Raw genomic sequence first — 11149 nt, 5'->3', positions numbered from 1 at the left:
GGCCCTGGTGCCCCCGGATACGCTCGGCCGGTGGCAGGGCGACGAGTCGGCGTGATGGGCGGGACATTCGACCCGATCCACCACGGTCACCTGGTCGCCGCCAGCGAGGTCGCCGGGCTGTTCGGGCTCGACGAGGTCGTGTTCGTGCCCACCGGTGAGCCGTGGCAGAAGAGCCACCAGGCGGTGAGCCCGGCCGAGGACCGGTACCTGATGACGGTCATCGCGACCGCGTCGAACCCGCGGTTCTCCGTCAGCCGGGTCGACATCGACCGCGGTGGCCCGACCTACACCTTCGACACCCTCACCGACCTGCAGGCCCAGCGGCCCGGCGCGCAGCTGTTCTTCATCACCGGCGCCGACGCCCTGGCCCAGATCATGACCTGGCGCGACGGCGCCCGGTGCTTCGAGCTGGCGCACTTCATCGGGGTGACCCGGCCGGGCTACACCCTGGCCGACTCGCACCTGCCCGAGGGCGGGGTGAGCCTGGTCGAGATCCCGGCGCTGGCCATCAGCTCGAGCGACTGCCGGGCGCGGGTGGGCCGGGGGATGCCGGTCTGGTACCTCGTGCCCGACGGCGTCGTCCAGTACATCGAGAAGCGTGGGCTCTACCAGGAGGCCACCCGGCGTCCTCCCGCCCTGGGGGAGGCCGGCGACGGCCGGCCCGCGGGTGACCGCCCCACCTACGACCGCCCACCTCCCGCCGGCACGGGGAACACCTCACCCCGCGGCGACGCTCCCCCTGACTCCCCGACTTCCCACCTCCAGGAGGTGCCCCGATGACCGCCTCACCCGAGGCCCGGGAGACCGCGCTGCTGGCCGCCCAGGCCGCAGCGGACAAGCTGGCGACCGACGTGTCCATCGTCGACGTCAGCGAGCGGCTCGCCATCACCGACGCGTTCGTCCTCGCGTCCGCTCCGAACGAGCGGCAGGTCCAGGCCATCGTCGACGAGGTCGAGGAACGGCTCCGCGGCCACGGCGTGAAGCCGGTGCGCCGCGAGGGTGTCGCCGAGGCCCGCTGGGTCCTGCTCGACTTCGTCGACGTCGTCGTCCACGTCCAGCACGCCGAGGAGCGGGCCTACTACGCCCTCGAGCGGCTCTGGAAGGACTGCCCGACCATCCCCTTCACCGACGCGGCGGCTCCCGGGAGCCCCACCGACGCCGGAGCTCCGCCGGTCGCGGAGACGGCCGGCCAGTGACTCCGCCGGCCCTGCCCGAGCTGCCGGTGACCCGACTGGTCATCTGGCGGCACGGCCGGACCGAGTGGAACGCGGCGGGCCGCTTCCAGGGGCAGCTGGACCCGCCGCTGGACGACGTCGGGCGTGCGCAGGCCGGCCACGCCGCACCCCATCTGGTCGCGTCGGCCGGGCTGGCAGGGCGATCCACCGCGGTGGTGTCCAGCGACCTGGTGCGCGCCGCCGACACGGCACGGGCGCTGACCGACCTGCTCGACGTGCCGCTGCGGCTGGACCCCCGGCTGCGCGAGCACGGCATGGGCAGCTGGGAGGGCCTGACCCGCGACGAGGTGGCCGACCGCTTTCCCGGGCAGTACGCCGACTGGCTGGCCGGCGGGCCGGTGCGTGGCCGCGGCGGCGAGGAGACGGCGGCGGTCGCCGAGCGGGTGCTCGCCGCACTCGTCGACCTCCCCCCGGTCGAGGTGGCGGTCGTGGTCACCCATGGCGGCACGAGCGGCCGGATGATCGAGCGGCTGCTGGAGCTGGGCCCGGACCACCGGCGCGTGTTCGGCCCACTGGCCAACTGCGCGTGGAGCGAGCTGGCCCGGCAGAGCGGCCGGTGGCGGCTGCTCCGGCACAACTCCTCGGCCGGCCCGCTGCCCGAGGGGCTCGCCGTGCCGCCGGCGGAGCGGCTGCGGACCGATCGCCCGGCGGCTGCGCCGGTGGACGCCCGGGGTGGGCCGGCGCAGGACGCCGACGCCGTCGGCTGAGGCGGGCCCTCCCGCGAGGGCTCCGGTCCGGCCGCGCGCCGGCGAGGCGGCTAGCCTCGCCGGGTGCCCGTCGCCGTCCTCACCGATTCGACGGCCTACCTGCCCCGCGAGCTCGCCGACGAGTACGGCATCCACGTGGTGCCGCTGTACGTGGTGCTGGCCGGCCGGTCGGGCCGCGAGGGCGAGGACATCAGCTCCGCGGACGTGGCGAAGGCGCTGTCGTCGCGGGGGCAGCGGGTCTCGACCTCCCGCCCCACGCCGGGGGACTTCCTCGCCGCCTACCGCGCCGCCCTCGACGCCGGTGCCGACCGGCTGGTGTCGGTGCACCTGTCCGCGGAGCTCTCCGGCACCTGGGACGCCGCCCGGGTCGCTGCCTCGCAGGTAGGGGAGCACATCGTGTCGGTCGTCGACTCCCGCTCCGCGGCGATGGGCACCGGCTTCGCCGTGCTCGAGGCCGCGCGCGCAGCCGCCGCGGGGGCGGCCTGCGACGACGTGGACCGGATCGCCCGGGAGGCGGCGGCGCGCACCCGCACCCTGTTCGTCGTCGACACCCTCGAGCACCTGCGCCGCGGCGGCCGGATCGGCTCGGCGGCCGCCGTGCTCGGTTCGGCGCTCGCGGTGAAGCCGGTGCTGCACGTCGTGGACGGCCGGGTGGTGCCGCTCGAGAAGGTGCGCACCTCGGCGCGTGCCCTGGGGCGCCTGGTGCAGCACGTCGTCGACCACGCCGGGGAGCGCGAGGTCTCCCTCGCCGTCCACCACCTCGCCGCGGCCGACCGTGCGGAGCGGCTGGTGACCGAGCTCCGCGCGCGGGTGCCCCGGCTCCGGGAGCTGTACGTGAGCGAGCTGGGCGCGGCGATCGGGGCGCACGTCGGCCCGGGGGCGGTCGGGATCGTGATCTTCACCGGCGCCGACGCGCCGGAGGAGCCGGGAGCCGAGCCGGCTGGGGACGACGACCGGACGGACTGAGCCGCAGCGGGGAGCACGCATCGGCACAGCCTGCGCCGCCGGTGGCGGGACGGGCCCTGCCGCGTCCACAGGGCGGGCCGGCATCCACAGATCGCCGCGGACGGGCTCCGCCGGGACGGCGGTCTTCCTAGCGTCGCCGGGGTGCGCCTCCCTCTCCGCCGCGACGACGCCGACGACGTCATCCGGGCCCGGCTGCGGGCCGTCCTGGCGGAGCCCGGCCCGGCCGCGGGCGGCTGGCTGCCCGACGACGAGGACGGAGACGGCTGGTCGTGGCCGGGCGACGACCGGGTCACCGTGCCGATCGACGCGGGGGACGACCGGGACCGGCCGGGAGGGGTGGGGCGGCACCGGGCACCCGGCCCGACGGTGCGCTGGCACCCCGGCCGGCCGGGCACCCGCGCGGTGTGGGCAGCCGCGCTGGTGGCGGTGCTCCTGCTGGTGGGGTGGACGTGGTGGGAGCGGCCGCGGGTCGAGCCGGCCGCGGCCGGCTCGGCGGTGCCGGCCACGACCACGGGTGGTGCGGCGCCCAGCTCCCCGGCAGCCGGGAACGGGGACGTGCCCACGGATGCGCCGGGGCAGACCTCGGAGCCGGCCGCGGTCGTGGTGGTCTCGGTGGTGGGCCGGGTGGGGCGGCCGGGGCTGGTCACGCTGGCTCCCGGCGCGCGGGTGGCCGACGCCGTCACGGCCGCCGGCGGTCTGCTGCCGGACGCCGACCCCGCCTCGGTGAACCTGGCCGCTCCGCTCGCCGACGGGCAGCAGATCGCCGTCGGCGTGCCCGGAGCGGTCGCGGACGGCGCCCCGGCCGGCGGTGCGCCCGCCGGGGCCGCCGGAGGCCGGGTCGACCTGAACACCGCGGGGGTGGCCGAGCTCGACGCGCTGCCGGGGATCGGGCCGGTCCTGGCCCAGCGGATCGTCGATCACCGCACCCGGGCCGGCGGCTTCCGCAGTGTCGAGGAGCTCGACGACGTGCCGGGCATCGGCCCGGCCACCGCGGCAGAGCTGGCCGACCTGGTGGGCGTGTGACCGGCGCACCGCACCGGGCGCCGGACCCGCCGGCCGAGCGGTGGCGCTGGCTGGACCTGCGGCTGTGGCCGCTCGCGGGTGCGGTCTGGGCCGTGGGGCTGGCCGCCCCGTTCCTCGCACCGCGGATGCTGCTCGCGCTGGCCGGCGGCGCGCTGGGGGTGGCGGCGGTGCTCGCGCGGTCCCGTGGCGCCCGGGCCGCGGTGGTGCTCGTCGTCCTGGCCGGGGTCGCGGCCTCCTCCGCGGTCGCCGCGGCGCGGGGAGCGGCGCGTGAGGCCTCGCCGCTCCGGGCCGCGGCCACGGCCGGCGGAACGGCGGAGGTGGTGCTGACCGTGCGCAGCGATCCCCGGCTCCTGGCCGGTGCGGTCGCGCCGCGGATGGTCCTCGACGCCCGCGTCACCGAGTTCGCCGACGGCGCCGGGGTCCACCGGCTGCACGACACGGTCCTGGTCTTCGCCCCGGTCGAGGGGTGGGCCGGTCTGCTCCCCGGCCAGGAGCTCCGGGTGCGGGCCGGGCTCGCGCTCCCGGAGGCCGGTCGGGACGTCGTCGCGGTCCTGTCGGCCCGCGGGCCACCGGAACGCCTGGCGCCACCGGGAGCGGGCCAGCGGGCGGCCGGCGCGCTGCGCGACTCGCTGGCGGCCGCGTCCACCCGGCTGCTCGGCGAGCGGGCCGGTGGGCTCCTGCCCGGCCTGGTGGTCGGCGACACCCGCGCCATGGACCCGCTGCTCGAGGAGGAGTTCCGCCGGGCCGGGCTGGCCCACCTGACCGCCGTCTCCGGGGCCAACGTGGCGATCGTGATCGCCGGCGTCCTCAGGCCGATGCGCCGCCGCGCCGTCGACCGGCGGGTGCAGGCCCTGGTCGCGCTGCTGGCGCTGGTCGGCTTCGTCGTCCTGGCCCGGCCGAGCGCGAGCGTGCTCCGGGCGGCCGCGATGGGGGCGGTCACCCTCGTCGCCCTCGCCTCCGGACGGGCACGGGCCGCCCTGCCGGCGCTGGGGGCGGCGGTGACCGTGCTCCTCCTCCTCGAGCCCCGGCTGGCCCGCGACCCGGGGTTCGCGCTGTCGGTCGTGGCGACCGGGGCGATCGTGCTCCTCGCCCCGACGTGGGCGCGGCGGCTGCGCCGGCACGGCTGCCCGGCGCTGCTCGCCGACGCCGTCGCCGTCAGCGGAGCCGCCGGTCTCGGCACGGCGCCGCTGCTCGCCGGGCTGACCGGCACGGTCAGCCTGGTGTCGGTGCCGGCCAACCTGCTGGCCGCCCCCGCCGTGGCCCCGGCGACCGTCCTCGGGCTGCTGGCGGCACCGGCCGGGCTGGCCGCGCCCTGGCTCGGGGACGTCCTGGTCCGGCTGGCCGGGTGGCCGGTGCGCTGGATCGTCGTGGTGGCGGAGCATGCGGCCGGGGCCCCCGACGCCGTCGCCGGGTGGCCGGGCGGCACGGTCGGGGCGCTGGCCCTCGCCGGGATTCTGCTGGGCGTGGTCGGGGTGCTGTGGCGGTTCCCCCGGCTGCGCCCGCTCGGGCTGGCCGCGCTGGTCGGGCTGGTGCTCGTGGGCTGGCCGCTGCGCCAGCAGCTGGACGGCTGGCCCCCGGCCGGCGCCGTGCTCGTCGCCTGCGACGTCGGGCAGGGGGACGCGCTCGTGCTGCCAGTGGGCGAGGGGCGGGCCGTGCTGGTCGACGCCGGCCCGGACGTCGCCCCCGTCGACCGGTGCCTGGACCGGCTGGGGGTCGAGGAGTTGCCGCTCGTGCTGCTGTCCCACCTGGACGCCGACCACGTGGGCGGGCTGGCGGGGGCCTTCCGCGGCCGCGCCGTCGGGGTGGTGGCCACCGGCACCCTGTCGCCGGCCGACGAGCGCGGGCCGGCGGTCGACGCGCTGGTGCGCCGGTCCGGCGGCACGCCTGCGGTGCTCGTCCCGGGCGACCGCCGCGCCCTCGCCGGGGTGGAGCTGGAGGTGCTCGCGCCCACCCCGCGACGGGCCACCGCGGCCGCCGAGGCCAACGACCTGTCGCTGGTCGTCCGGGTCACCGCGCCCGGAGGCCTGCGCGTGCTGCTCACCGGTGACCTCGGCGCCGAGGCCGAGACCCGGCTGCTGCGCGACGGGGTGGACCTGCGCGCCGACGTGCTCAAGGTCCCGCACCACGGCAGCGGGGACGCCGATCCGGCCTTCCTCGCCGCGACGGGAGCACGCGCCGCGCTCATCTCGGTGGCGGCGGACAACACCTACGGCCATCCGGCGCCCCGGCTGCTCCGCTGGCTGGCCGAGGCGGGCATGCGGGTGCACCGCACCGACCGGGACGGCGACCTGGCGGTGGTGGGGCGCGCGGGGGACTGGGGCATCGCCGTGCGGGGGAAGGCGGCCGGCGTCTCCGCCGGAGCGGCGGGACCACCAGACCCGGCGGTCCTCGCCGGAGCGTGGGCGGTGACCCGGACCGTCGGGGGCGCGTGACACCATGCAGGAGTGCCTGCCGCTGCCGTCGAGCCCACGTCGCGCCTGCGGGTGGTGATCGGCGAGGAGGAGCTGCTCCGGTCCCGCGCCGTCGGTGCCGTGCGCACCGCCGTGCTCGGTCGCCACCCCGACGCGGAGGTGCACGAACTGGCCGCTCTCGGGCTGCCCGTGGGCCAGCTGGCCGACGTGCTGTCGCCGTCGCTGTTCGGTGGCCACCGGCTGGTGGTGGTCACCGGGGTGCAGGAGTCGGCCGGCGCGCTGGCGGACTCGCTGACCGCCTACACCAAGGACCCGGACCCCGACCTGACGCTGGTCATCGTCCACTCCGGCGGCAAGCGCAACGAGGCGCTGGTCAAGACGTTCAAGGCCGCCGGTGCGGCGGTCGACGAGTGCCCGAAGGTCAGCTCCGTGGGTGACCGCATCGCGTTCGTCCGCAACGAGGTGCGCCGGCTGGGCGGCCGCATCGCCCCCGAGGCGGTGACCGCGCTGGTCGACGCGATCGGCGCCGACCTGCGGTCCCTGTCGGCAGCCGCCGGCCAGCTGGTCTCCGACTTCGGCGGCAGCATCGACGCCGACGATGTCGCACGCTTCCACCGCGGGCAGGCGGAGGTCACCGGCTTCACCGTCGCCGAGCGGGTGCTGACCGGTGACCGCGCGGGCTCCATCGAGATGCTCCGGTGGGCGCTGGACCGCGGGGTCGCCCACGTGCTGATCGCCGACGCGATCGCCGACGGCGTGCGCACCGCCGCGCGGGTGGCCTCGCTCAGCTCCACCAACCCGGGCGACCTCGCCCGCACGCTGAAGATGCCGCCCTGGAAGGTCAAGAAGGCGCAGGCCCAGGCGCGCGGCTGGAGCATCGAGGGGCTGCAGCTCGCCCTCGGCGTGGCCGCCGCCCTCAACGCCGATGTCAAGGGTGTCGCGGCGAGCGCGGACTACGCGCTCGAGCGGGCCATCCGGCGGATCGTCACCATCCGCGCCGAGACGGGCCGGGGCCGGGTGCGCCCCGGCCGCTGACCCGGCGGTCAGCGGGGGTCGGACGGGTCAGCGGGGCGTCAGCCGGGTCAGCGGGGCGTCAGCCGGGTCTGCGGGTCCCGGCACCACGCCTCGACGGCGGGCCACCGGCCGTATCCGGCGTCCGGATCGAGGTGGCCCGCGCCGGGCAGCGGATCGGTGTCGACGCCGAGCGCCCGGTACACGGGCACGGCGCCGCCCTCGGGCCAGTAGGGGTCGTCGTCGCTCGCGGCCAGCCGCACGGTCCCGGCCGCGCGGGTCAGCACGGCGGCGTCGGGCGCGAGGCCGGCGAACTCGGCCACCTCCGGGTGGCCGGCCAGCACCCGGGGCGCGGGCGGGGCCACCAGCAGCACCCGGTCCACGCGCTCCTCCGGCGTCAGCAGGGCTGCCGCGTGCTGCCACAGCGGCACGGCGAGGGAGTGGGCCACGACGACGCGCTCCCCGGTGCCGAGCTGGGCCAGCTCGGCGCGCAGCAGCTCGGTCCAGGTGGCGAGCACCGGCCGGTCGGGGTCGGGGAACTGCGGGTAGAGCACCTGCTCGCCCGCGGCGCGCAGCGATTCGACCAGCTGCCACTGCCAGTGGCGCGCGGGCCGGCGGTTCTGCCAGCCGTGCAAGACCAGGAAACGGCGCGCGACCACGGGTGCTCCTCCAGCGGACGTCTTCAGGACATGCGACGAGCCCCCGTCCCGGAGGGGACAGGGGCTCGTTTACGACCGCGCCGGGGGCGCGGCGTCACCGGCTCAGAGGCCGGCGACCTGCTTGGCCAGCCCCGACTTGCGGTTGGCGGCCTGGTTCTTGTGGATGACGCCCTTGCTGGCGGCCTTGTCCAGCTGCTTGGCGGCGACCTGGTAGGCGGCGCTCGCGGCGGCGGCGTCCCCGGCCTCGGCGGCGCTGCGGACGCGCCGGACGGCCGTCTTCAGGGCGGACTTGACGGCAACGTTGCGCTGGCGCGCCTTCTCGTTGGTCTTGATCCGCTTCAACTGGGACTTGATGTTCGCCACGCGTGAGCCTCGGTGTCTCGACAGGAGGGAGTACTTCTGACAGTCGTGCAAAGTTCGGCGTCCGGGCATGCGCCACAGGACCGGCCTGCGAGATTACCAGCGTCGGCGCGGGGACCCAACCCGCGGTCCGGGGACGTACCGCACACCCCGGACGCACCGCGTGCCGCGCCCGCCTTCGGCCCGGGGCCGGGACGTGGGACGATGGCGGCACTGTGACGACTCCCGCTGCCACCGATCCGGCCCGCATCCGGAACTTCTGCATCATCGCCCACATCGACCACGGCAAGTCGACGTTGGCCGACCGGATGCTGGAAGTCACCGGAATCGTCGAGGGCCGGAACATGCGCGCCCAGTACCTCGACCGCATGGACATCGAGCGCGAGCGCGGCATCACCATCAAGGCCCAGAACGTCCGGCTGCCGTGGACGCCGCGGACCGGCGCGGACACCAGCACCGAGTTCGTGCTCGACATGATCGACACCCCGGGCCACGTCGACTTCACCTACGAGGTGTCCCGGTCGCTGGCCGCCTGCGAGGGGGCTGTGCTCCTGGTCGACGCCGCGCAGGGCATCGAGGCCCAGACGCTGGCGAACCTGTACCTGGCGCTGGAGAACGACCTCACGATCATCCCGGTCCTCAACAAGATCGACCTGCCGGCCGCCCAGCCGGAGAAGTACGCCGCGGAGATCGCGCACATCATCGGCTGCGACCCCGACGACGTGCTGCGGGTCAGCGGCAAGACCGGTGTCGGCGTGCCCGAGCTGCTCGACCGGATCGTCACCGACATCCCGGCACCGACCGGCGATGCCGAGGGACCGGCCCGGGCGATGATCTTCGACTCGGTCTACGACATCTACCGCGGCGTCATCACCTACGTCCGCGTCGTCGACGGGCGGATCTCCGCCCGCGAGAAGATCAAGATGATGTCCACCGGCGCCACGCACGAGCTGCTGGAGATCGGCGTCATCTCGCCCGAGCCCAAGCCGGTGGGCTCCCTCGGCGTCGGCGAGGTCGGCTACTTCATCACCGGCGTGAAGGACGTCCGCCAGTCCCGCGTAGGCGACACGGTCACGCTGTCGAGCAAGCCGGCGGCGGAGTCCATCGGCGGGTACCGCGACCCCAAGCCGATGGTCTACTCCGGGCTCTATCCCATCGACGGGAGCGAGTACCCGCTGCTGCGGGAGGCGCTGGACAAGCTGCTGCTCAACGACGCCGCGCTGGTCTACGAGCCGGAGACCTCGGCGGCGCTGGGCTTCGGCTTCCGCGTCGGCTTCCTGGGCCTGCTGCACCTGGAGATCGTCCGCGAGCGTCTGGAGCGCGAGGCGGGCATCAGCCTGATCTCGACGGCGCCGAACGTCGTCTACCGGGTGATCATGGAGGACGGCACCGAGCACACGGTGACCAACCCGAGCGACTGGCCCGAGGGCAAGATCGACCGCGTCTACGAGCCGATCGTCAACGCCACCGTCATCGCGCCCAGCGACTACACCGGCGCGATCATGGAGCTCTGCCAGGGTCGCCGCGGTCAGCTCGGCGGGATGGACTACCTGAGCGAGTCCCGCGTCGAGCTGCGCTACACGCTGCCCCTCGGCGAGATCATCTTCGACTTCTTCGACGCGCTGAAGTCCCGCACCCGCGGCTACGCCTCCCTGGACTACCAGGAGGCCGGCGAGCAGGAGTCCGCGCTGGTGAAGGTGGACATCCTGCTGCAGGGCGAGGCCGTCGACGCGTTCAGCGCGATCGTGCACAAGGACAAGGCCTACAGCTACGGCGTGATGATGGCCGGCAAGCTCCGCGAGCTGATCCCGCGGCAGCAGTTCGAGGTGCCGATCCAGGCCGCCGTCGGCTCCCGCGTCATCGCCCGCGAGACGGTGCGCGCGATCCGCAAGGACGTCCTCGCCAAGTGCTACGGCGGTGACATCACCCGCAAGCGGAAGCTGCTGGAGAAGCAGAAGGAGGGCAAGAAGCGGATGAAGATGGTCGGCCGCGTCGAGGTCCCCCAGGAGGCGTTCGTCGCCGCGCTCTCCACCAACGAGTCCACCGCCTCGGCCAAGCCGAAGTGATCGGGCGGGTCGAGGCCGTCTGCGTGTCGGGGGCGGACCTCCTCCCGCTGCCCGGCCGCCGGCCCGACCGCAGCGGCATCCACAAGCGGCCGGTGCCCGGCCGGGTCGCCGTCGGTGAGCTCGGTCTGGACGGCGACGTCCAGGTCAACCGCAGGTACCACGGCGGCGAGGGGCAGGCCGTCTACGCGTACGCACAGGAGGACGCCGACTGGTGGGCCGCGGAGCTGGGGCGCGGCCTCCCGGCCGGGATGTTCGGCGAGAACCTCCGGACGTCGGGCCTCGACCTCACCGGCGCCCTGCTCGGTGACCGGTGGCGGGTGGGGACCGCCCTGCTCGAGGTGACCGCGCCCCGCATCCCGTGCGCCAACTTCGCCCGGTTCTGGGACGAGCCGCAGCTGGTGAAGCGGTTCACCGCCCACGGCGCCTGCGGCGCCTACCTGCGGGTGCTGGAGACCGGTGAGCTCGGCGCCGGGGACGTCGTCCAGATCGTGGCGCGCCCCGAGCACGAGGTGACTATCGGGCTCACCTTCCGGGCGTTCACGACGCAGAAGCACCGGCTGCCGCAGCTCGTGCCCGCGCTGGGCTTCCTGCCGGTCAAGGACCAGCCGAAGATCGCAGCGAAGATCGAGGCCCGAGCCGTCCGCGGCTGAACCGGACGGCGCGCTAGTGTCCGCCGCGACGGCCGGGGAGTCCTGCCGCGCGACGGGGAGG

Annotated in this window: 11 protein-coding genes; 9 read left to right on the top strand and 2 right to left on the bottom strand. The window is 75.8% G+C overall.

The window, feature by feature from the left end; translation table 11 throughout:
- Nucleotides 1-30 precede the first annotated feature (30 nt).
- From nadD to holA, 7 genes are all read left to right on the top strand, one after another.
- Nucleotides 31-780 (top strand): nicotinate-nucleotide adenylyltransferase, encoded by a 750-nt coding sequence (gene nadD / locus ACI790_RS10640; RefSeq protein ID WP_456569758.1) that lies wholly within the window; start codon nt 31-33, stop codon nt 778-780.
- Complete coding sequence (rsfS, locus tag ACI790_RS10635) at nt 777-1196, top strand: ribosome silencing factor (RefSeq protein WP_456569757.1); 420 nt, start codon at nt 777-779, stop codon at nt 1194-1196. The genes nadD and rsfS overlap by 4 nt, the downstream gene beginning before the upstream one ends.
- Nucleotides 1193-1942, top strand: a complete 750-nt coding sequence (locus ACI790_RS10630; protein WP_456569756.1) for a histidine phosphatase family protein — start codon at nt 1193-1195, stop codon at nt 1940-1942. Before rsfS ends, ACI790_RS10630 begins: the two co-directional genes overlap by 4 nt.
- Nucleotides 1943-2005: 63 nt before the next feature.
- Complete coding sequence (locus ACI790_RS10625; RefSeq protein ID WP_456569755.1) at nt 2006-2908, top strand: DegV family protein; 903 nt, start codon at nt 2006-2008, stop codon at nt 2906-2908.
- 141 nt (nt 2909-3049) lie between these two features.
- On the top strand, nt 3050-3931 hold the full coding sequence (locus ACI790_RS10620; RefSeq protein ID WP_456569754.1) for a helix-hairpin-helix domain-containing protein: 882 nt from the start codon (nt 3050-3052) through the stop codon (nt 3929-3931).
- Entirely contained in the window at nt 3928-6363 is a 2436-nt protein-coding gene (locus tag ACI790_RS10615) for a ComEC/Rec2 family competence protein (protein ID WP_456569753.1), read from the top strand. Before ACI790_RS10620 ends, ACI790_RS10615 begins: the two co-directional genes overlap by 4 nt.
- A gap of 12 nt (nt 6364-6375) precedes the next feature.
- Nucleotides 6376-7377 carry a DNA polymerase III subunit delta gene (gene holA / locus ACI790_RS10610; protein WP_456569752.1) on the top strand — a complete coding sequence of 334 codons (1002 nt, stop codon included), beginning with the start codon at nt 6376-6378 and terminating at the stop codon, nt 7375-7377.
- A 47-nt stretch (nt 7378-7424) separates the two neighbouring features.
- On the opposite strand, the gene ACI790_RS10605 is transcribed toward holA, so the two are convergent.
- On the bottom strand, nt 7425-8012 hold the full coding sequence (locus ACI790_RS10605; protein ID WP_456569751.1) for an RBBP9/YdeN family alpha/beta hydrolase: 588 nt from the start codon (nt 8010-8012) through the stop codon (nt 7425-7427).
- Between the two features lie 102 nt (nt 8013-8114).
- Nucleotides 8115-8375 (bottom strand): 30S ribosomal protein S20, encoded by a 261-nt coding sequence (gene rpsT / locus ACI790_RS10600; protein ID WP_456569750.1) that lies wholly within the window; start codon nt 8373-8375, stop codon nt 8115-8117.
- Nucleotides 8376-8587: 212 nt separating this feature from the next.
- On the opposite strand from rpsT, the gene lepA reads away from it, so the two are divergent.
- Together lepA and ACI790_RS10590 are read left to right on the top strand one after the other, a co-directional pair.
- Nucleotides 8588-10438 carry a translation elongation factor 4 gene (lepA, locus tag ACI790_RS10595; protein ID WP_456569749.1) on the top strand — a complete coding sequence of 617 codons (1851 nt, stop codon included), beginning with the start codon at nt 8588-8590 and terminating at the stop codon, nt 10436-10438.
- A 23-nt stretch (nt 10439-10461) separates the two neighbouring features.
- On the top strand, nt 10462-11088 hold the full coding sequence (locus ACI790_RS10590; RefSeq protein ID WP_456569748.1) for an MOSC domain-containing protein: 627 nt from the start codon (nt 10462-10464) through the stop codon (nt 11086-11088).
- Nucleotides 11089-11149 lie beyond the last annotated feature (61 nt).

It is taken from the genome of Blastococcus sp. SYSU DS0539 (assembly GCF_054050855.1).
The sequence above is the reverse complement of the archived record's forward strand: the minus strand, read 5'-3'. Positions and strand labels throughout refer to the sequence as shown.

What these genes read in the sequence shown, in the direction of transcription:
- rsfS (WP_456569757.1), top strand. Translation starts at nt 777, where the DNA reads ATGACCGCCTCACCCGAGGCCCGGGAGACCGCGCTGCTGGCCGCCCAG.